Origin of the sequence: Neorhizobium huautlense, assembly GCF_002968575.1 — a bacterium.
GTDB lineage: Bacteria > Pseudomonadota > Alphaproteobacteria > Rhizobiales > Rhizobiaceae > Neorhizobium > Neorhizobium huautlense.
The window spans coordinates 103,480-123,889 of the sequence record NZ_PVBM01000015.1; the positions used below are offsets into that span (position 1 = coordinate 103,480).

Genomic DNA, 20,410 nt, shown 5'->3' on the forward strand with positions numbered 1-20,410 from the left:
ACCGGATGTCGCTATCACCGGCCTTATGAATATGCTGAGGACGTGCCGGCTGCCCATAACGGGCCTGCGGCCGATCGGATGCCGGCGCAGGCGTGAGAAACAGGATGGGTCATATACGCCCGCTGACGGGCACCGATATTCCAGTCGTGGCTGCGCTGTTCCAGCGCATATTCCGCCAGTCTGGCCATGACCCCTCACCGGAGTTGATCGGATACCTCCAGGAACTTTACATCGAGGATGAAGCCTGTGCAGCCGACCTTCCCTCTCTCGTCCACGTTGCCGAGGGCGGCGAGATTTCCGGGTTTGTAGGACGGCATGTTCTACCCATGCGGTTCGGAGATCGGCCTGTCAGAGCCGCGCTCCTGACCTCCATCATGGTGGACGAGCGCTCCGGCGATCCCCTCGCTGGAGCAAAGATGCTCAGAGCAGCCTTGAACGGCCCGCAGGATTTCTCTTTCAGTGAAACCGCCAGCGAAGTTTCGATGCGGATGTGGAAACATCTCGGCGGAATTGCCTTGCCGTCCTACAGTCTCGACTGGGTCCGCGTCATCCGGCCCGCCGCCTTCGCGCTGGAGAATGCCGAGCGCCGTTACCCGAGGCTCGGCCTTTTCAAGCAGATCGCGTCGCGCACGGACAATCTCTTCCAGCGCCGTACGTCGCCCGACCGGCTGCGTTGGCTTGGTGTCTCAGCCACGCTTTCCACAAAGGGCGGGATTTCCATCCGGGAAATCGACCAGGAGGCTTTTGCAGACCTTTTTGCAATGATGACGGAACGCTTTCTCCTGAGGCCCGGCTGGTCTCACGAGGAGGTTTTGCGGGTGATTTCGAAGACGTTGGAGAAACCTGAGTTCGGGCACCCGGCGTTTTGCGCCGTTCTCAATCGCGTGGAGGAGCCTATCGGAGGCTTCTTTTACCATTGGCGCCCACAGATCACCGCCCGGATCGTCCAGATGCTTGCCGCCCCTTCGCAGGAGGAGACAGTTGTGGATGCGGTAATCGCCCATGCAGCAACCAAGGGCGCAAATGCGGTGCGCGGGCGAACGCAGCCTTTCCTGATGGAAGCGATGCTCGGCAAGCGGATCGCTTTCATCAACAGCGCGTCAAGCGTGCTTCATTGCCGAGACCCCCACATCCGGCAGGCCATCCAGTCCGGGAACGGTTTTCTGAACGGATTGGCAGGCGAACAATGGAGCCGCCTGATCGGCGGGCATTTCGGGTAAACCAGACCCTCGGATGAGAAACACACTGTTTCTCCGGTTTCGGTTGTTCGAATACTCAATCTCGGGCTAGCTTCTCCATCAATCGAGACGGAGATCAGCCCATGTCCTTCTTTCCCGGAACAGACCCGGTTGCCGGTGATGCTTTCGCCTGCGATGCGATCGAGAACCTGATCATTCCACGGACCAGCGATATTGGCGGCTTTGCCGTCAGGCGCGCCCTGCCGACCCGGCAGCGGCGACTTGTCGGGCCGTTCATCTTCTTCGACCGGATGGGGCCTGCACTGCTGCGCGCCGACGAGGCTCTGGATGTCAAGCCGCACCCGCATATCGGGCTTTCGACCGTCACCTACCTTTTCGACGGCGAGATCAAGCACCGCGACAGCCTTGGCACCGAACTCGTCATCCGTCCCGGCGACATCAACCTGATGACGGCCGGCCGCGGCATCGTCCATTCGGAACGCACGCCGGAAAACCTGCGCGGCCATCCGCTTTCGGTGTCCGGCCTGCAGACCTGGCTGGCACTGCCGGATGACAAGGAGGAGATCGCCCCGGCCTTTGCTCACACCGGCAAAGAAGCCATGCCCGTGATCGATGCGGACGGCGCCAGGGGACGGGTGGTGATCGGTTCGTTTGAAGGACTTGGTTCTCCGGTCCCGATGTTTACAGATACGCTCTATGTCGACCTGCGGCTGGAAGCCGGGCGTCGCTTTCCCTTCGCCGCTCAGCACGAGGAAAGAGCCATCTACATCCTGTCCGGCGAACTTGTCGTCGCCGGCGACCGGTTCGCTGCCGATCAGCTTCTGGTCTTCCGCCCCGGCGATCCGATCACGCTCGACGGCGGGCCTCAGGGCTGCCACCTCATGTTGTTCGGCGGTGCAGCTCTCAATTCCAAACGCTATATCTGGTGGAACTTCGTTTCCTCCTCGAAAGAGCGAATCGAAAAGGCAAAGGAGGAATGGCGTACGGGCCGTTTTGATATCGTGCCGGGCGACGAGGAGGAGTTTGTCCCCTTGCCGATGGGTTAAAATCGGTTAGAACCGGGGTTTGGACAACTTGAAAAAGCCTGTTTTCTTCTCATCTTGTGGAAGGACAGACTTCCGGACAAGAGCAGAAAAGGCCAGCCCCTGTGACATCAACGCCTATCACGCCGTTGCTCGACAAGGTCATGCTTCCCGCTGATCTTCGCGAGATCGATGACCGCGACCTGCCGCAGCTTGCCCGTGAAGTGCGCGATGAGATGATCGATGCGGTGTCGCGGACCGGGGGGCACCTCGGTGCGGGTCTCGGCGTCGTGGAGCTGACAATCGCCATCCACAAGGTGTTCAACACGCCCGACGACCGGCTGATTTTTGATGTCGGCCACCAATGTTATCCGCACAAGATCCTCACCGGCCGACGCGACCGTATCCGGACACTCCGCCAGGAAGGCGGGCTTTCGGGCTTCACGCGGCGGGCCGAGAGCGAATACGACCCGTTTGGAGCCGCGCACTCTTCCACCTCGATTTCCGCCGGCCTCGGCATGGCGGTGGCAGCCGATCTTTCGAAGTCAAAGCGCAACGTGATTTCGGTGATCGGCGATGGCGCGATGTCTGCGGGCATGGCCTATGAAGCTCTCAACAACGCCGGCGCGCTCGATGCCCGGCTGATCGTCATCCTCAACGACAACGACATGTCGATCGCTCCGCCGACGGGCGCGATGAGCGCCTACCTGGCGCGGCTTGCCTCGGGCCGCACCTATATGGGCTTCCGCGACCTCGGCAAGAAACTGACCGCCTATCTCGGCCGCGGGATCGACCGGGCGATAACCCGCGCCGTTGAGCATGCTCGCGGTTATGTAACGGGCGGCACCATGTTCGAGGAGATGGGCTTTTATCATATCGGCCCGATCGACGGCCATTCCTTCGACCACCTCCTTCCCGTGCTGCGCAATGTCCGCGACAATGCCCGGGGCCCTGTCCTGATCCATGTCTGCACGCAGAAGGGCAAGGGGTATGCCCCGGCGGAAGCCGCAGCCGACAAATACCACGGCGTCAACAAGTTCGATGTCATTACCGGCGCGCAGGCAAAATCGAAGCCGAATGCGCCGAGCTATACCAGCGTCTTCGGCGCAGCACTGGTGCAGGAAGCAGGTTTCGATGAGAAGATCGTCGGAATCACCGCCGCCATGCCGAACGGCACCGGCATCGACAAATTTGCTGACGCTTTTCCCTCGCGTACCTTCGATGTCGGCATCGCCGAGCAGCATGCGGTGACCTTCGCGGCCGGTCTGGCCGCGGAAGGCTACAAGCCGTTCTGTGCCCTTTATTCGACCTTCCTGCAGCGCGGCTACGACCAGGTCGTACATGACGTGGCAATCCAGGGCCTTCCCGTCCGCTTCCCGATCGACCGTGCCGGCTTCGTCGGCGCCGACGGGCCGACCCATGCGGGATCGTTCGACACGACCTTCCTCGCCACCCTGCCTGGCATGGTGGTGATGGCTGCCGCCGATGAAGCCGAGTTGAAGCACATGGTGCGCACTGCCGCAGCCTATGACCAAGGCCCGATCTCGTTTCGCTATCCGCGCGGCGAAGGCGTCGGTGTCGAACTGCCGGAGCGCGGTGAGATCCTCGAAATCGGCAAGGGCCGCGTCGTGAAGCAGGGAGCAAAGGTTGCGATCCTCTCCTTCGGCACAAGGCTCAAGGACTGTTTGCTGGCGGCAGAAGATCTCGACGCAGCCGGACTTTCAACAACCGTCGCGAATGCCCGTTTCGCCAAGCCGCTCGACCACGACATGATCCGTCAGCTCGTCCGCCATCACGAGGTGCTGATCACCATCGAGGAAGGCGCCGTCGGCGGCTTCGGCAGTCACGTGCTGCAATTCCTCGCCTCCGAGGGATTGCTCGACAACGGGTTGAAGATCCGCTCCATGGTCCTGCCGGATATCTGGATGGAACAGGCGAGCCCGGATGCCATGTATGCCAAGGCCGGCCTCGACCGCGCCGGCATCGTCTCCACCGTCTTCAACGCGCTCGGCCAAACCCGGATCGGCGTCGGTTTCGCGGGGTGACGGATCTACTCAGTTGTCGGCCGTCGTCAGAAACAGGATGTGCAAATCCTTTTCCGGATAGAAATCCGTCGCCGTCATCTCGAAGGTCGTGGGACCGACCTTCTTCACGCCATTGCCGCAAAAGCTGACGTAGTTTTGCGGACGCCCTTTGTCGACGGTCAGCTTGAATTTGCCGATCGGTCCGTTCCAGTTGGCGCCGGTGGTGAGGATGTATGACACCCATTGCTCGGTATAGTGCGGCCCGGATTTGCCTGCGGCCGCTTCCAGCTTGGCGGCGGTCTTCATGAAGCCGGTATCAAGACAATAGCGATCCACGTAGGTGTCGTAGTTGAAACCCGGCTTGCCATCCTCGATGAAGCTCATGGCAACCGTGCCGCCGACGCTCGGCTTGTAGCGGTGGCTGACGCGTACTGGTTTCCCGGCGGGAAACGTGGTTTTCCACCAATAGACGGAACGCAACGTCCAGACCGGCCGCAGATCCTCCTGCCAGCCCTTTCCGGCATCGTAGCGATCGACATAGACCAAGCCCTCGGAGATCCAACGCTTCTTGACGTCCTCGGGCAGGTTCTTGAGCGCCTCGCCAGTCTTTTCACTATAGGGCAGAAGCGGAACTTGCTGAGCCAGCAATTCCTCCGTGCGATCGATGCCCATCGCGATCACCCGCTGCTGCAGCTGCGGCGTGATCTGTCTGCCGTCCTGAATGACCGAAAACCCAAGGAAGTTGTCGCTTTCCGGATCACCGTAAGCAATGTCGCTTTGCGAACCGCCGACGACATCCGGCATGGGAAAAGCGATGATGCTTTCAAAATCGCTCTTGCCGCTATTCCTGAAGACATAGTCCACCAGAACCTCGTCCTGGGAAATGTAGAGGTTTTCCTCTTCCATGGTCACTTCGGAGGTCTGGGAGTAGATGAGACCGCCGGTCGTCAGTTCGGCGGTCGTATCATTGGCCAAGGCCGAATTGGAGGCCAATAAAAGCCCGCCCAACAAAAAGGTCCACCGCATTTCCATCCCTCCAGCCTGGTTGGGCCGGACGATAGACCGGAACCTTTAAACAGAAAAGGCAGGCCAAAAAGCATTCCGGCCTGCCTTGGCATTTTATTGTTCGGGGATCAGAATTCCGACCAGTCTTCCCTCACCGCGGCTGCGGTTGCCGTCTTGCCGGAGAAGGCACGGGCGACCGTCGAGCGCAATGCATTGACGGGCGATGCTGCGGGGCGGGCTTCGGCAGGAGCGGCCATCGGTCGTGCGATGCGGCCAGTGGAAGGTCCTCCGAGATTGAACTGCTTCAGGAGCGCATCCAATGCCTCGGCTTCATGGGCGAGCTTGTGGCTCGCGGCAGTCTGCTCTTCCACCATGGCCGCGTTCTGCTGCGTGCCCTGATCCATGGTGTTGACGGAGGTGTTGATCTCCTGCAACCCGGTGGACTGCTCGCGGGTGGAAATGACGATCGCACTCAGATGCTCGTTGATCTGCTGCACCTCGCCGACGATCGCTTCCAGCGCCTGACCGGTTTCCCCGACCAGAGCCACCCCGGCATCGACCTGCTGGCTGGAGGTCGTGATGAGCGACTTGATCTCCTTTGCCGCGTTGGCCGAACGTTGGGCGAGTTCGCGAACTTCCTGCGCGACGACGGCAAAGCCCTTGCCCGCATCCCCCGCACGGGCGGCTTCGACGCCGGCGTTCAGGGCAAGCAGGTTCGTCTGGAACGCGATGTCGTCGATGACGCTGATGATATTGATGATCTCGCCGGAGGACTTTGAGATCTGCTCCATGGCGGAGACGGCGCGACGAACCACTTCGCCCGATTTCTCGGCACCGATCCGGGCGCGCTGCACACGCTGGCCGACATCTTCGGCGCGACGGGCCGATTCCCTGACGGTCGTCGTCACCTCTTCGAGTGCGGCCGCGGTCTCCTCGACAGAAGCCGCCTGCTGTTCGGTACGGCGGCCGAGGTCGTCGGCAGCGGCACGGATTTCGACGGCGCCCGCGCTGATTGCGGATGCGTTATCGCCAACTGCGCGGAGGGCTGCCTGGAGCTTCTCGAGCGCCTGGTTGAAATCGGTCCGTAGCCGGTCCAGACGGCCGGAGAACGGCTTTTCAAGCCGATAGGCGACATCGCCATTGGCAAGGCTTGCGAGGCCCGAAGCGAGCGAGTCCATGGCGAATTCAATCTCGGCGGCTTCCTTGGCTTTCTGCGCATCGTTGGAGAGACGTTCGCGCTCATTGGTCTCACGCAGCGCGTCGGCGTCATGGGCAAGCCGCTGCTTTTCGATCGCGGCATCCTTGAAGACCGCAACGGCCTTGGCCATCAGGCCCACCTCGTCACCGCGATCGAGAGCGGGAACATCAATGTTATGGTTGCCGCCGGCGAGAGAGGTCATGGCCTCCGTCATGCCGATGATCGGGGTGACGATCGCCCGCGACAAAGCCCAGACCAGGCCCGCTGCGATCGCGCCGGCGAGGCCGCCACCCAGGAGGAGCGCCATCAGCAAGTCACCAAACGCGTCGGCCTGCTCGATGCGCGTACCCGTCGTCAGGTCCATCGCCTGCTTCTTGATTCTAGCCGCGGCGTCGCGGAAGCCGTCGAGCTGGCCCTTGGCCTGGTTGCGGCCGATTTCGATCACCTGATCGATCGGCAAGTCGGTGTTCTTGCGTGCGGCAAGCTGGGGTTCGGTCAGCTGGGTGTGGAAGACGTCGGCGGCTACGCGCATGGCGTCCAGCGAAGCGATGAGGTCCGGCATGCCTGCGGCTGCCTTCTTGGCAGCGTCGATGGCGGCAATCATCTTGTCGCGGTTGACGAACACATCCTTGTAAGTGCTGTCGCTCTTGAAGAGCAGGAAACCACGCTGATTGACGGCCTGCTCCAGCATCGCTTCGAGCGCCGCATCGACGTTCATCATGATTTCCTGCGCAGTGATCTGCTGCACGGAGGCGCGGTTAGACCTCAAGGACTGCCAATAGACGCCCGCCGAAGCGAGCAGGCAGACCGACATCAGAGCCACGAAGGTAATGATCAGTTTTTTATTGAGGGAGAGATTTTTTAGTGACATGACGACTTTCGCTTTTTCCGGATGACACAGCCTGGGCGTCTCCTCCATCCGCAGAAAACCGCAAGTCGATTAAAATTACGTTGAACCGTCTCCCAAGTTTTCATAGGCGATGGCCTTGCCAGCAACATGCGGGGCGGGCATTGACATAATATCATGTCCAAAACCGCAGAAAACCAACGCCTCGACCAACTCCTGGTGTCCCTTCGACTGTTCGACAGCCGCTCCCGGGCGCGCGACGCAATTGCACGCGGCACGGTTACGGTGAACGGCCAGGTGGTGACCAAACCGGGCCAGCTGCTCTCACCGGATGTGAGGATTGCTGTCGATGACCCCGCAAAGGGTTACGTGTCCCGGGCGGCCCTCAAGCTCGTCGCGGCGCTCGATCATTTCTCGCTTGACCCACGCGGCACGAATTGCCTCGACGTGGGCGCCTCCACCGGCGGCTTCACGCAGGTGCTGCTCGAACGTGGCGCGTTCCATGTCACCGCGCTCGACGTCGGTCACGGGCAGATGCACGAGAAGATTGCCGACGATCAGCGCGTGACGAATATAGAGGGATTGAACGCCCGCAATCTCACCGCGGACGATATCGGCGGCCGTGCGATCGATTTCGTTGTCTCGGACGTGTCTTTCATTTCGCTGAAGCTTGCCTTGCCGCCGGCGTTGAACCTCGCAACGCCAGGGGCCATATGCGTGCTTCTTGTCAAGCCGCAATTCGAAGCCGGCCGTGAGGCGATCGGCAAGGGAGGTCTGCTGCGGGAGCCTGAGACGGCGCCCCAGGTTGCGGCCGAACTGGAACGCTGGCTGACGGAAGATATGGGCTGGACGAGCCTTGGCCTGATCCCTTCCCCAATAGCGGGCGGCGATGGCAATCAGGAATTCCTGCTCGCAGGAAAGAAACCGGAATGAGCACAGAAACAGTCAAGATCACGCGGCTCGGTGCGCAGGGCCATGGCATTGCGGAAAGCGATCAAGGCCCGGTCTACGTGCCGCATACGCTGCCAGGCGAGACGGTGGCAATCGCCCGCAACGGCAACCATGGTTCACTGATGTCGATCGCGCAGGTTTCGCCGGACCGCATCACGCCGCTCTGTCGCCATTTCGACCCTGACCGGGACGCCTGCGGCGGCTGTTCGCTTCAGCATCTGGCCGAGACCCCTTATCGCGATTTCAAACGTGAATTGGTGGTCGAGGCGCTGAAATCCAAGGGTCTTGCGCCGGAGGTGGGCGAGCTTGTCGTCGCGCAGCCCGGCGAGCGGCGGCGGACGGTCTTTTCGGCCCGCAAGACAGAAAAGGATTTTCTGCTCGGCTTCAACCGTGCCGAGACCAACCATATCGTCTCGATCGAGGAATGTCCGATCGCCTCACCCGGCATCACGGCGCGGCTCGAAGCTATCCGGGCGGTCGGACAAGCGTTGGCGGTCGGCTCCGATACCTTCCACATTACGGTGCTGGAAACGCTTTCCGGACTCGATCTCGCCGCCCATGACCTGAAGCCGCTTTCCGACAAGCAGCGTCGCGCCGCGACTGAAACCGTCCTGGGCCTCAAGGGGATCGCTCGTGTCTCGGTCAATGGCGAGGTCCTCATCGAGCCACAAAAACCGCTGATCGACTTCGGCGGCGTCAAGGTCTCGCCGCCGCCGGGAGCCTTTACCCAAGCGACCAAACCCGCCGAAGACGCCATGGCCGATCTGGTGCTTTCTCATCTGGCAAAGGCCAAACGCGTGCTCGATCTCTTCGCGGGCTCCGGAACCTTTGCCCTGAGGCTTGCCCGCATGGCCAAGGTGCATGCGGTTGAAGGCGAGGAAAAATCGCTGAAGGCCCTCGATCATGCCGCTCGAAACACACAAGGCCTGAAGCCGGTAAGCGTGGAAAAACGCGATCTCTTCCGCCGGCCGATGACGCTCCTGGAATTGAAGAACTACGACGCGGTGGTCTTCGATCCGCCGCGCGCCGGAGCCGAGGCGCAGGTCAAGGAACTTGCCCGCTCCGGCATCAAGAGCATAGCCGCCGTCAGCTGCAATCCGGGCACGCTTGCCCGCGATCTTCGGATCCTCGTCGATGGGGGCTACCGCATCACCTCAGTGACTCCGATCGATCAGTTCCTCTGGTCTCCGCATGTCGAAACGGTGGCGCTACTTCGGAAATGAAAATGCCCGCCTCACCGGGCGGGCACCAATCTCAAAATCGGCAATCACGCCGCGTGGCGGCTGCCATGTGACCTTTCTGTGGCCCCTTCGCTGCCGCCAAGATTGAATTGCGAGAGCAATTCCATCAGCTTTGCCGCTTCCGCCGCCAGGCCATGGCTTGCCGCCGTCTGTTCTTCGACCATTGCGGCATTCTGCTGCGTACCCTGGTCCATGGCATTGACCGCATGATTGATCTCGTTGAGGCCGGTGGATTGTTCGCGCGTCGCCGTGACGATCGCGCCGACATGCCGGCTGATCTCCTGAACCTGGGTCATGATGCTCTTCAACGCAGTGCCGGTATCGGCGACCAGTGTCACGCCGGAACGGACCTGCATATTGGATGCGCTGATCAGTGCCTCGATTTCCTTGGCGGCCTGAGCCGAGCGCTGTGCAAGTTCGCGCACTTCCTGGGCGACAACGGCAAAACCCTTGCCGGCCTCTCCCGCGCGGGCAGCTTCGACGCCGGCGTTCAACGCCAGAAGGTTCGTCTGGAAGGCGATATCGTCGATCACTCCGATGATATTGGAAATCTTGCCGGACGATTCCTCTATCTCGTTCATCGCAGAGACTGCCTTGGCAACGATATTGCCGGATTGCTCGGCGCCGTCGCGGGCTCGCGTCACCAGCGCACCGACCTCTTCGGCTCGATGAGCGGTATCACGGACGGTGGTGGTGATTTCCTCCAGCGCGGCGGCGGTCTCCTCGACGGAGGCCGCTTGCTGCTCCGTGCGGTGAGCAAGCCCATCGGCCGCATGGCGAATTTCCGCCGCACCTGCATCGATCGTACGGGCATTTGCTCCGACCGTCTGAAGAGCCGAGCGCAACTGGGCAACAGAGGTATTGTAATCGTCCCTGAGGCGATCGAGATGCTGCGGGAACGGCTTTTCGATCCGATAGGCAAGATCGCCCGCAGAAAGCGCCTTCAACGCCTCGGCCAGGCCTTCGACGACAGCACATATCTCGGCTTCCTCGCGGGCCTTCTGCGCTTCCCGTTCACGCCGTTCGCTTTCGGTCAGACGGCGGCCGGTTTCGGCCTCGCCTTCCAGCCGCTCGCGTTCCATCGCGTTAGCCTTGAAGACTGCGACGGCGGCCGCCATGGCGCCGATTTGGTCACGACGCTCTTCGCCGGGAACGGCAATCGAGAGCTGCCCGGCGGCAAGCTTTTCCATGGCTCTCGTCATGTCGGTCACGGGGCGAACGACGAACCGGTTCAGGACCCAAGCCATCGCGGCCATCATCAAGGCGACCGCCAGAACGGTCGCGACAATCGCGCTGTTTCTGAAATCGCGCAACGACGCATAGGCAGCGTCGCTGTCGACCGCAAAGCCGAGGGACCATTCGACGCTCGGCAGGCCGGCGACGGGGACAAAGCTCACCAGCACGTCCTTGCCCGCAAGGCGGGTATCGACGAGATCGGCCCCAAGCTTCGGCGTATCCTGCGGGAACATGTCGGCAAGCGTCTTTCCAATCAGCTTGCTGTCGGGATGAATAAGGATGGTGCCGTTCTTGTTGACCAGGAAGGCTGTGGCCTCAACCCCGACATCGACGGACTTGATGAGATTGACGATGGCGTCGAGCGCAAAATCGCTTCCGACGACACCTGCCAGTTTTCCACCCGCGTTGACCGGCACTGCAGCGCTCACGATCAGATCGCCGCTCGAGGCGTCCACATAAGGCTCGGTCAACACCGGTCCGTTTGCTGAGACCGCGTCCTTGTACCACGGGCGCTTGCGCGGATCGTAACCCTCCGGCATCGGCAGTTTCGGCCACATGGTGAATACGCCCGCTTCGTCGCCGAAATAGGTACTCACGAACTGCTTCGTCAGCACCTGATTGTCGAGGACCTTAAGAACGTCTGCGGAATTTGCCGCAATGGCATCGGCCACCATGCTTGTCAGCACGATGCGGCCATTCATCCAGTTTGCAAGACTTTCCGCCGCCTGCCGGCCCGAAGAGCTCATGTTGTCATGGACGGCCCTTGTCGTCGCAGTTTGCTGAACCCAATAGATATGCGCCGAAAAAGCTGCCAACGCGACCATTACAACAACCGATGCCGCAATGAGGATGCGGGTCATCAGATTCGTTCTCTTACGCATGCACGTCCCCGATTCTTGTACTACAGCAAGAGTTAGGGATGGCTTATTAAGATTTAATTGAATTTAGAAAACCGACACTTGCTCAATAGTCGAGATCAAGACGCCCATTGCCGACAACATTCGGGCAGCGGCAGCGTCCACCCACCCGTCCAGCGTCGGCGCGGCAAACATACGGCCGGTCGCGATCATCGCTCTGTGGCGGCGGGACCACGCAGACGTAGCGCTGAGGTCGTTGAGGCCGGTCATCAGTCCGGGTATGGGTGTCACCCTGATACTGGGCGAAGCTCCATGGCGTCTGAGAGCCTGCAAGCGGCGACGTCCCGGCAGAGGTCGTTGAACAGGCAGCCGACAGGATCATCAGACCAAGCAAGATAGTGCGCATGAGTTCTCTCCTTGCGACACAATCTATTCCCGGCCGTGCCCCAAAAGAAGTCGGGACGCCCGCTCTCTTGATTGTCAGCGTTAACGCCGCATGAAGGCTTCGAAGGCGGCGCGCGCCTCGGCACTCTTCAACTGTGCTGAGAAATGCACCAGTTCCTCGTCCATGCGCGCAAGAATAGCCTCCCGCGGCCCGCGCACCAGATCGCGGGCGATCTTCAAAGCCTGCGGCGGTTTTTTTGCAAGGCTTGCGGCGAGTGACAGCGTCTCCGTTTCCACTGCATCGTGCTCGACAATCTTCCAGATCAGTCCGGCGTCGAGCGCTGCCCGGGCAGAAAAGCCCTCTCCTGCCACCAGCATGGCGAAAGCGCGCTGATGTCCGATCACTTTCGGAGCGAGCAGGCTCGAAGCTGCTTCCGGCACCAATGCCAGATCGACGAAAGGCGTCTTGAACAGGCTGCGGGAGGAGGCGATCGTCATGTCGCAGTGGAGGTTGAGCGTGGTACCGATGCCGATCGCCAACCCATCAACGCCTGACACCAACGGCTTTTCCGCAACCGCCAGCGCCTTGATGAAGACGGCGGCGGCAGGTGGTTCCTTCGAACCGGACATGGCATAGGCGAGGAAGTCGCCCATGTCATTGCCGGCAGAAAAGCACCCCTCCGTGCCGAGGAATGCAACGGCTCTCACCGCTTCGTCCTCGTTTGCCTCGTTCAGCGCTGCGGTCATGCGGTTATACATGGCCGAAGTAATGGCGTTCTTCTTTTCCGGCCGGTTAAACCGGATGACCATCACGCCCGGCTGGGCTTCCGGACGCTCGACGAGGATATGGTTGTCGCTCACGGAAAAGCTCCTTCAGGCGAGGATTGCGCGGGCAGCTTGGAGACTTGCAGCGCCGGAAACGACGCGGTCCTTCAAGGCCGATGTTTCGGCGAGGAGGTTCTCCGCCATGAAGCGGCATAGCGCGACGCGCTTTTCAGCTCCGCCGTCCCCGGTATTGGCAAGCGCGCCCTTGGCGAGATAGCAGCTGGTCAAAGTCAGGCCGAAAAGGCGCTGATAGGGGGTCGCGCCAGCCAGAGCGTCAGCCGCATTTCCGGCAGCCTGCGTCTCCAGCAGCCAATGGGTCGTGGTTTCAAGAGCCGCAATCGCGGCACGCAGCCGGTCGCCGGTCTCACCGAAAGCCGTGTCGTTCGAAGCCGAAATCCTCTCGGCGATCTGCTTCAATTCGCCGATGAAGCCTTGCACCTGTTGACCCGAAGAGAGCGGCAGCTTGCGTGTCACCAGATCGATCGCCTGGATGCCGTTGGTGCCTTCGTAGATCGGAGCGATACGAGAATCGCGCAGGTAGCGGGCAGCTCCGGTTTCCTCAATGAAGCCCATGCCGCCATGTACCTGGATGCCGAGCGAAGCGACTTCGACCCCGATGTCGGTCGCAAAGGACTTGGCAATCGGCGTCAGAAGTGCTGCCCGCTCGGCCCAATGGCGGGCCTCATCACCATCGGTGTGGTGCGACATATCGGTCGCATGGGCGCAGGCATAGCAGATGGCGCGCGCGCCTTGCGTCAGCGCCTTCATGGTGATCAGGGTCCGGGCGATGTCGGGATGTTCAATGATCGGGCTCATGCCGGAACCGGACCAGCCGGGAGCCTTGCCCTGGGTACGCTCATGGGCATAGGAGAGCGCCTTCTGGGTTGCGGCTTCGGCGATGGCAACACCCTGCATGCCGACCGCTAGGCGGGCATTGTTCATCATCGTGAACATGCAGGCGAGCCCCTTGTTCTCCTCGCCGACGATCCAGCCGATGGCTCCCTTCTCGTCACCGAACTTGCCATCACCGTAGATCATCGTGCAGGTCGGCGAGCCGTGGATGCCGAGCTTGTGTTCGATCGAGTGGCAGAAGACGTCGTTTCGGGATCCAAGTGAACCGTCCTCGTTCACCAGGAATTTCGGGACGAGGAAAAGCGAGATGCCGCGCGTGCCCGCCGGTGCGTCGGGAAGCCGCGCCAGGACCAGATGAATGATGTTGTCGGCCACATCATGCTCACCCCAGGTGATGAAGATCTTCTGGCCGAAAATGCGGTAGGTGCCGTCGTCGCGACGCTCGGCGCGCGTTTTCAGGACGCCGAGGTCCGAGCCCGCATGCGGTTCGGTCAGGTTCATCGAGCCGGTCCATTCGCCGGACACCATCTTTGCGAGATATTTTTCCTTCAACGCGTCGCTGCCGTGCGTGACGAGCGCCTCGATCGCGCCCATGGTCAGCGTCGGGGCAAGCGCGAAAGCCATGGAAGCGGAATTCCACATTTCGAGCGCCGCCACGTTCAGCATATGCGGCAGGTTCTGACCGCCGAAGGCTTCCGGCGCCGTCAGCCCGTTCCAGCCCCCTTCCCGCCAGTGGCGGTAGAGTTCCGGCCACCCGTCCGGCGTTTTAATTTTCCCGTCGGTCAACCGCGCGCCCTGCCTGTCGCCGATCTCTCCCAGCGGCGCCATTTCGTTGCCAGCAAAACGGCCTGCTTCTTCGAGGATGGCTTCGACGAGATCGGCGCTGAGATCGCCAAATCTGCCCATCTCCACCGCCTCCGCCAGGCCTGCTACGTGATTCAATGTGAAAGCGATCTCTTCGACCGGTGCCTTATACATGATGCTCTCCTCCCACGGCAGCTCCGCCTGCCTGATGCTACCCGATTCCAACACGGCCGCATGTCTGTTTGCTTTTTACGTAAACGTAAATGTGATTGTCAATTGCTGCTAGGTTCCTGCTTGTGCGAAGGCGCTTCAGAAAGTTTTGTTGAACTGGCGTTACAAAAGGAACCTATGGAGTGATTTTCATGCTTCCGGATGCCACGCCGATGTCTCTTATAGCGCCCGTCGTACCCGGTCTCGTCTGGGCTTACCATTTCCGGCCTGGTGCGCCATGCACCCGACTGCCGCTTGATGCGGGCCGCAGCGATCTTGAAGTAACCGACGGTTTCCTTTGGCTCCACCTGAACCTCGCCGACTCGCGGGTCGCTGCCTTCCTGGAAAGTTTTCCCGACCTCCCGCCGCCCGCGGTCGCCGCACTCACGACCCATGACACGCATGCGGCCGTCACTCTCGACGAACAGGTCGTCTACGGAACCCTCGTCGATTTCCAGCGCGAGTTCGACAGCGAGACGCGCGACATCGGCTGGCTGCATTTCTTCGCGTCCGGCAAAGTGATCATCACCACGCGTCTCCAACCGCTGCGATCGGTGGACCGGGTGCGGGCGGCGATCGAGAAGAACGCGTCGCGTTACCAGAAGCCTATTGACGTGTTCGAGACGCTCCTCGCCGAGTTCCAACGGACGATGATCAGCCTGGTGATGGAGCTGACGGAAGAGCTGAACCTGATCGAGGACTTCGTCTACGACAATGCGCCACGCGACGAGCGCCGCAGACTGGCACCGGTGCGGCGGACGGTCGTTAGGCTGCATCGCCATCTGAGGACCGTGCTGACGCTGATGCGACGAGCAGCGGCTGTCGATGACGACGAGATGCCGCCGGGTTTCGACGATGCGGCCTCACGGCTCATCTCGCGGCTCGAGGCCGTGGATCACGACGTTTATGCACTGCAGGAGCGTGCGCGGCTGCTGCATGAGGAAATCGACTCGAAGCTGTCGTCGGAAACGAACAGGCACCTCTACATCCTGTCACTGATGACGGCATTCCTGTTGCCGCCATCGCTGGTCACCGGCTTCTTCGGAATGAACACCTCGTCGCTTCCTTTTGCAGAAGGAAGCGACGGTACGGTCTACGCATTCAGCTTGATGGGCGTCTCAGTTTTCGCCGCCTGGTGGCTGTTGAGACGGGCAGGCATTCTCTGATCGCCCGCAGAAAAAGCTGCCTATCAGTAGTAGGGCGACAAGCAGGTCCGGCGGGGGCCGTAGTTCGGCTGGAACGTGTTGGAATAGCTGTCATAGGACCGGTAGCGGTCGGCGCACCATTCGTAGTGGCGAGGATTGATGTCGCCGCGCTCGACATAGGTCGGAGCAGGTTCGACATATCGCGGCGCGGGTTCTACATAACGGGGCTGAGCGGCAATCGCCCCGCCGATGATGGCGCCTGCGCCAAAAGCGGCCAAGGGGAACCAGTAACCGTTATAATAACGATGGCCGTGTCGGCGTTCCCGGTAGCCACGGTGGCCGTTGTAATAGCCGTCGCGATAGGCATCACGGCGCCACTCGCGACGTTCCCACCGATCGCGCTCCCAGTATTGGACCTCGGTGACGGCAGAATTTGCCACCGTCGGCCGGGCCGGAAGGGGCATGGCATGGGCCGGCGTCAGCGACACTATGAGTACCACGGCGGAGATTCCCGCAAGCGCCATCTTCTTGAACGTCATATTGGAGCCCCCATTCCTCAATCGATGCATCGAATTCTTTGCCGCAGCCGATGATTTCCATATCGGACAGACCGGATGTTCTACACTCCTTTAGGAAATTGATCCTGAATAGGCGATTAACGTTTCAGGCATGAAAAACCTGCTCTCGGGCGTCATGCCCGAGACCAGGTCGCGACCGATAACTTGATGCTACCGGGTCAGTAAGGTGAGCGGCAGATCCGACGCACACCGGCACTGGCAACGTAAGTGTTGTCCGATGCACGGTAGGTGCGATAACGGCTTTCGCACCAGGCATAATGACGGCTGCTATAACCGCCCCGATCGGCCGTTATAGCACCACCGATGATCGCGCCCGCGCCAAAGGCGGCAAGCGGGAACCAGAAGCCGTTGTAGTAACGATATCCGGGCCGGCGTTCACGATAGCCGCGATGTCCCCTGTACCAGCCGTAACGATCACGGCGCCAATCGCGGCGGTCGCGATACTGGACATCCGTGACGGCGGAATGCGCCGAAAAGGCGGGTGCCGAAGGCATCTGGAGTGCCTGGGCAGGGGCAAAGCTGGTCAACGTGGAAGCAAGGGCAACGGCCATTGCAGTCAGGCGAAGACGGTACTTCATCATGGTGTTTCCTTTGTCGTTGTTGAGCAAAGCAACGCCAGATCGAGGATTTTGTTCCTAGAATCCCCGGCCATGATGTGACACAGCCGATCACGAAGAGGAGATCGGCCGCTCCATGAGCTAGGCGACGATCGAGAATTTTGCCTGATCCCCCTGCAAGCGATTGACCATGAAGTTCGAATACCATTCGACGAACTGCATGACGCCGCCCTCGTGCTCGGCCGAATACGGTCCCGGCTCGTAGGCCGGAGAGCGAATGCCAAAGGCGTTTTCCTCGACGATCTGGCGGTCCTGGTCGTTGGTCATGTTCCAGACATGCGTCAGATCTTCGAGATTGTAATCGACGCCCTCGACCGCGTCCTTGTGGACCAGCCATTTGGTGGTAACGGCGGTCTCCTCCGGCCCGAGCGGCGTGACGCGGAAGGAAATCGCGTGGTCGCCCAGCATATGATTCCAGGTGGTCGGATAATGGAAGAGCAGCATGGTGCCGATGCCGTCGATTTTCACGTCGTCGGAAAGCCTCCGCTGCACGGCATTCCTGCCGGACATGGTGTAGCTCTCCGCTCCCTCGATCAGCGGCATGCGGGCAACGCGAAACTGCCCGTCGGGTGAGATCCGGAACTCGCTCGGCAGATTGGCCGCCTCGCACCGCTGCCAGTGCTCAATGATGACGGGATCATCGATCGCGCCGGCAACGCCGGTGACCGTCGGCGCCTCCGGAAAGGTGCGGCAGAGCTCCGGATGATTTCCGGCACAATGATAACATTCCCGGTTATTTTCCCAGACGAGCTTCCAATTGCCCTTCTCGATAATCGTCGACTGATGCGCAACCTTAGCTTCCGACAAGCGGTGCGGAGCCATATAGGGCTCGATCGCGGCGCGGACCGGTGCGAAATCCGGCGCTTCCTGAGCCAGGCAGATAAAGATGTAGCCGGCGACGCTTTCGCAATGCACCTTCTTCATTCCGAACTGGCTTTTGTCGAATTCCTTGCCCATATGGCGCCCGATCAACAGCGAGCCGTCGAGTTCGTAAGTCCATTGATGATAGGGACAGACCAGGCGTACCGCCGAACCGCTTTCCTTGGTACAGACGCGGCTGCCGCGATGGCGGCAGGTATTGTGAAGGGCGCGAATCTGGCCATCGCGGCCGCGCACCACGACAACCGGATAATCGCCGATCTGAAGGGTGAAATAGCTGCCGTTCTTCGGCAGCTCGCAATCATGGCCGACAAACAGCCAGTCGCGATACCAGATCATCTCGAGATCGAGCTTGTAATAGTTGGGATCGGTATAAAACGCCTGTTCGAGACTGAAGCCTTCGCGGCGGTTCTTGAGCTGTCGCAGCGCCTGGTTGCGAATGTCCATCTTGCCTTCCTTGTCTTGCGGGCATGCGGAAGGACATGGAAAAACCGGCCGGCTCAGGCCTGCCAGGTTCCTGCCCCGAACGCCCGCCGCGATCGGTAACGTTTCTTCCCCAAGGCTGGTTTCCGGGCTCAGGAGTTGCCCCTTTCGGGGCTGGTCCGGCGCCTTCCCGGGCGGCCCTTGCGGCTCTTTCCCAGTGGCTCTAGCCAAACCTTTAAACTCCACCACCGTTGCGGGGGCAGCGCCGGGCTTCGACCGGCTTCCCAATTCTCCGCCCTCCCTAGCCGGGCGGCACCTTGAGCTTGATGCGGATATAAGCATCCGCCCCGGCTGTCGCATAGGCGACATTGCGACATCGACAACCGCATTGACGACGACGCCAAAAGCCCTTCCAGCCTCGCATAAGGGAAACCTGTCATTAACGGCTAAATTCTAAAATACCGGCATCAACCGGAGCGGAGCCAGTGCAGGCCAAAGAAAAAATCCGCTATTTCGAAGCTCCCCCGCCAAGCCCTCCCGTGCCGGCGGCAACGAAATCCGCTGCTCATTCTGAATTTCTGAGAACCGGACGGATCGTCCGCCACAAACCCATCTGGCTGCCGCAGGAACGCCGCTATATCAGCCATGAGGAAGTCGCCGAGCGAACCGGCAAGCGGCTTGAAGCCGCCGGCGAAAAAAGCCACGAGCGCATCAACGCCTTTCACCGTTCCATTCAGTTTCCAAAGATCGTTTTCCATCGAACGCTCGAAGGAAGCCCGCATCTCGGTTATTGCCACGTGACGGCCGCGCGGACCCTTCTGGCACGCCGCGTGCCTGTCAGCTGGTCTTTCTATATCGCGAACTTCTTTTCCGAAATCGGGGAAGAGGAGAGATTCTTCGAGCGCATCCACACCTCCTATTCGCGCATGTATTTCGCCGTCGCGATCGAAGGTGAGCCAGGCCAACCATTTCAGGTCAGCCGAACGATCCGCAAGAATGGGCTGCTTTTCCAGACCAGCGACCCGATGGAGGCCATCAAGAACGTGCTTCTGCTCGGCGCGTCGAACGATGCGCTTCGCGAGATCATCAAAAAGCTTTGAAGCGGGTCGCTGTCCGCGCTATTGACGAGCGGACATGACGGCAGAGATCATCGACATCACCGCGGACCACGAGAACGCCATAGCGCGCGCCTGCGCGGTGCTGGCGGACGGCTTTCCCGTAGCGATCCCGACCGAGACGGTCTATGGGCTCGCAGCGGATGCCACCAATCCCGCCGCCATCGCGCGCATCTATGAAACCAAGGGCCGGCCTCGCTTCAACCCGCTTATCTGCCATATGGCCGATGTCGCCATGGCGGAGCGCTACGCCGTTTTCGATCCCATCTCGCGAAAGCTCGCAGCTGCATTCTGGCCGGGGCCGCTGACCTTGATCCTGCCACTGAAGCCGCAGAGCGGCATTCATTCACTGGCGACGGCGGGGCTCGACACAGTGGGCATCCGCCTTCCTAAAGGCTTTGCCGCCGACCTCATCAGCGCCTTTGGAAAACCGCTTGCAGCCCCCAGCGCCAATACATCCGGGAAGGTCAGCCCGACCAGTGCGAAGCACGTGGCCGAAGATCTGGGCGGCAAGTTGCAGCTGATCATCGATGGCGGGGCAGCTCCCGTCGGGGTGGAATCGACCATCGTGCGGGTCGAGGACGGCATGATCCGCCTCTTGAGGCCCGGCGGGGTTGCAGCCGAAGAGATCGAGAAGGCAACCGGCCTTGCCGTGACGCGGGCGGACGGCCCGTCAGCGATCATCGAGGCGCCTGGCATGCTCGCCTCCCACTACGCTCCGGGAGCCGCAGTGCGGCTGAATGCCGAGCATGTGGAAAGCGGAGAAGCCTTGATCCGGCTGGGTTCCGCCCCGATAAAAGGCATCGAGCTTGCAAAGGAAGTCTTTGATCTTAGCCCCTCCGGCGATCTTGCGCAGGCGGCGGCAAATCTGTTCGACTATCTGAAGCGCGCCGACGCAACCGGTGCGATACGCATTGCTGTCACCCCGATACCCGATCACGGGCTTGGCGAAGCGATCAACGACCGGCTGGCCCGCGCAGCGGCACCGCGGGACTAGA

At 60.9% G+C, this 20,410-nt stretch carries 17 protein-coding genes and 1 riboswitch; of the genes, 8 read left to right on the forward strand and 9 right to left on the reverse strand.

Going from position 1 to position 20,410, the window contains the following annotated elements; all coding sequences use genetic code 11:
• Positions 1–104 precede the first annotated feature (104 nt).
• The 3 genes from C5L12_RS17190 to dxs all read left to right on the forward strand — a co-directional run bounded on the left by C5L12_RS17190 (position 105) and on the right by dxs (position 4,266).
• The gene (locus C5L12_RS17190) at positions 105–1,220 is read left to right on the forward strand and encodes a GNAT family protein (RefSeq protein WP_105373275.1); all 1,116 of its coding nucleotides are present in this window, start codon (positions 105–107) and stop codon (positions 1,218–1,220) included.
• Positions 1,221–1,321: 101 nt separating this feature from the next.
• Positions 1,322–2,245 (forward strand): pirin family protein, encoded by a 924-nt coding sequence (locus C5L12_RS17195; protein WP_105373276.1) that lies wholly within the window; start codon positions 1,322–1,324, stop codon positions 2,243–2,245.
• A 101-nt stretch (positions 2,246–2,346) separates the two neighbouring features.
• A complete protein-coding gene (gene dxs / locus C5L12_RS17200) occupies positions 2,347–4,266 on the forward strand; it encodes a 1-deoxy-D-xylulose-5-phosphate synthase (protein ID WP_105373277.1) in 1,920 nt (639 codons plus the stop codon).
• Positions 4,267–4,275: 9 nt separating this feature from the next.
• Here the strand turns inward: dxs and C5L12_RS17205 are convergent, their stop codons facing one another.
• Both C5L12_RS17205 and C5L12_RS17210 read right to left on the reverse strand, forming a co-directional pair.
• Positions 4,276–5,271: a DUF4424 domain-containing protein gene (locus C5L12_RS17205; protein ID WP_105373278.1), complete on the reverse strand. Its 996-nt coding sequence runs from the start codon at positions 5,269–5,271 to the stop codon at positions 4,276–4,278.
• A gap of 107 nt (positions 5,272–5,378) precedes the next feature.
• A complete protein-coding gene (locus tag C5L12_RS17210; RefSeq protein WP_105373279.1) occupies positions 5,379–7,319 on the reverse strand; it encodes a methyl-accepting chemotaxis protein in 1,941 nt (646 codons plus the stop codon).
• 153 nt (positions 7,320–7,472) lie between these two features.
• On the opposite strand from C5L12_RS17210, the gene C5L12_RS17215 reads away from it, so the two are divergent.
• Complete coding sequence (locus C5L12_RS17215; RefSeq protein WP_105373280.1) at positions 7,473–8,228, forward strand: TlyA family RNA methyltransferase; 756 nt, start codon at positions 7,473–7,475, stop codon at positions 8,226–8,228.
• Complete coding sequence (locus C5L12_RS17220; RefSeq protein WP_105373281.1) at positions 8,225–9,469, forward strand: class I SAM-dependent RNA methyltransferase; 1,245 nt, start codon at positions 8,225–8,227, stop codon at positions 9,467–9,469. Before C5L12_RS17215 ends, C5L12_RS17220 begins: the two co-directional genes overlap by 4 nt.
• A gap of 44 nt (positions 9,470–9,513) precedes the next feature.
• Here C5L12_RS17220 and mcpU read toward each other — a convergent pair whose 3' ends face one another.
• From mcpU to C5L12_RS17240, 4 genes are all read right to left on the reverse strand, one after another.
• Entirely contained in the window at positions 9,514–11,604 is a 2,091-nt protein-coding gene (gene mcpU / locus C5L12_RS17225) for a methyl-accepting chemotaxis protein McpU (RefSeq protein ID WP_105373282.1), read from the reverse strand.
• Between the two features lie 82 nt (positions 11,605–11,686).
• The gene (locus C5L12_RS28175; RefSeq protein WP_132408760.1) at positions 11,687–11,986 is read right to left on the reverse strand and encodes a hypothetical protein; all 300 of its coding nucleotides are present in this window, start codon (positions 11,984–11,986) and stop codon (positions 11,687–11,689) included.
• A gap of 80 nt (positions 11,987–12,066) precedes the next feature.
• Entirely contained in the window at positions 12,067–12,825 is a 759-nt protein-coding gene (locus tag C5L12_RS17235; RefSeq protein ID WP_105373284.1) for a crotonase/enoyl-CoA hydratase family protein, read from the reverse strand.
• A gap of 12 nt (positions 12,826–12,837) precedes the next feature.
• A complete protein-coding gene (locus tag C5L12_RS17240) occupies positions 12,838–14,619 on the reverse strand; it encodes an acyl-CoA dehydrogenase (RefSeq protein WP_105373285.1) in 1,782 nt (593 codons plus the stop codon).
• A 209-nt stretch (positions 14,620–14,828) separates the two neighbouring features.
• Between C5L12_RS17240 and C5L12_RS17245 the strand changes: the two genes are divergently transcribed.
• The gene (locus tag C5L12_RS17245; RefSeq protein ID WP_105373309.1) at positions 14,829–15,821 is read left to right on the forward strand and encodes a transporter; all 993 of its coding nucleotides are present in this window, start codon (positions 14,829–14,831) and stop codon (positions 15,819–15,821) included.
• Between the two features lie 23 nt (positions 15,822–15,844).
• On the opposite strand, the gene C5L12_RS17250 is transcribed toward C5L12_RS17245, so the two are convergent.
• The 3 genes from C5L12_RS17250 to C5L12_RS17260 all read right to left on the reverse strand — a co-directional run bounded on the left by C5L12_RS17250 (position 15,845) and on the right by C5L12_RS17260 (position 18,321).
• Complete coding sequence (locus tag C5L12_RS17250; protein ID WP_105373286.1) at positions 15,845–16,339, reverse strand: BA14K family protein; 495 nt, start codon at positions 16,337–16,339, stop codon at positions 15,845–15,847.
• A gap of 197 nt (positions 16,340–16,536) precedes the next feature.
• A complete protein-coding gene (locus C5L12_RS17255) occupies positions 16,537–16,959 on the reverse strand; it encodes a BA14K family protein (protein WP_105373310.1) in 423 nt (140 codons plus the stop codon).
• Between the two features lie 117 nt (positions 16,960–17,076).
• Entirely contained in the window at positions 17,077–18,321 is a 1,245-nt protein-coding gene (locus C5L12_RS17260) for an aromatic ring-hydroxylating oxygenase subunit alpha (protein ID WP_105373287.1), read from the reverse strand.
• Positions 18,322–18,417: 96 nt separating this feature from the next.
• Positions 18,418–18,632, reverse strand: a riboswitch (cobalamin riboswitch).
• A 150-nt stretch (positions 18,633–18,782) separates the two neighbouring features.
• On the opposite strand from C5L12_RS17260, the gene C5L12_RS17265 reads away from it, so the two are divergent.
• Entirely contained in the window at positions 18,783–19,397 is a 615-nt protein-coding gene (locus C5L12_RS17265) for a DUF6656 family protein (RefSeq protein WP_425350804.1), read from the forward strand.
• Between the two features lie 34 nt (positions 19,398–19,431).
• A complete protein-coding gene (locus tag C5L12_RS17270; RefSeq protein ID WP_105373288.1) occupies positions 19,432–20,409 on the forward strand; it encodes an L-threonylcarbamoyladenylate synthase in 978 nt (325 codons plus the stop codon).
• Position 20,410 lies beyond the last annotated feature (1 nt).

Excerpts from the sequence above, each read along its gene's own strand:
- C5L12_RS17245 (WP_105373309.1), top strand. The coding sequence starts at position 14,829 with ATGTCTCTTATAGCGCCCGTCGTACCCGGTCTCGTCTGGGCTTACCAT.
- C5L12_RS28175 (WP_132408760.1), bottom strand. The coding sequence starts at position 11,986 with ATGCGCACTATCTTGCTTGGTCTGATGATCCTGTCGGCTGCCTGTTCA.
- C5L12_RS17260 (WP_105373287.1), bottom strand. The coding sequence starts at position 18,321 with ATGGACATTCGCAACCAGGCGCTGCGACAGCTCAAGAACCGCCGCGAA.
- C5L12_RS17195 (WP_105373276.1), top strand. The coding sequence starts at position 1,322 with ATGTCCTTCTTTCCCGGAACAGACCCGGTTGCCGGTGATGCTTTCGCC.
- C5L12_RS17255 (WP_105373310.1), bottom strand. The coding sequence starts at position 16,959 with ATGATGAAGTACCGTCTTCGCCTGACTGCAATGGCCGTTGCCCTTGCT.
- C5L12_RS17215 (WP_105373280.1), top strand. The coding sequence starts at position 7,473 with ATGTCCAAAACCGCAGAAAACCAACGCCTCGACCAACTCCTGGTGTCC.
- C5L12_RS17270 (WP_105373288.1), top strand. The coding sequence starts at position 19,432 with ATGACGGCAGAGATCATCGACATCACCGCGGACCACGAGAACGCCATA.
- mcpU (WP_105373282.1), bottom strand. The coding sequence starts at position 11,604 with ATGCGTAAGAGAACGAATCTGATGACCCGCATCCTCATTGCGGCATCG.
- C5L12_RS17210 (WP_105373279.1), bottom strand. The coding sequence starts at position 7,319 with ATGTCACTAAAAAATCTCTCCCTCAATAAAAAACTGATCATTACCTTC.
- C5L12_RS17190 (WP_105373275.1), top strand. The coding sequence starts at position 105 with ATGGGTCATATACGCCCGCTGACGGGCACCGATATTCCAGTCGTGGCT.
- C5L12_RS17250 (WP_105373286.1), bottom strand. The coding sequence starts at position 16,339 with ATGACGTTCAAGAAGATGGCGCTTGCGGGAATCTCCGCCGTGGTACTC.
- C5L12_RS17240 (WP_105373285.1), bottom strand. The coding sequence starts at position 14,619 with ATGTATAAGGCACCGGTCGAAGAGATCGCTTTCACATTGAATCACGTA.
- C5L12_RS17205 (WP_105373278.1), bottom strand. The coding sequence starts at position 5,271 with ATGCGGTGGACCTTTTTGTTGGGCGGGCTTTTATTGGCCTCCAATTCG.
- C5L12_RS17220 (WP_105373281.1), top strand. The coding sequence starts at position 8,225 with ATGAGCACAGAAACAGTCAAGATCACGCGGCTCGGTGCGCAGGGCCAT.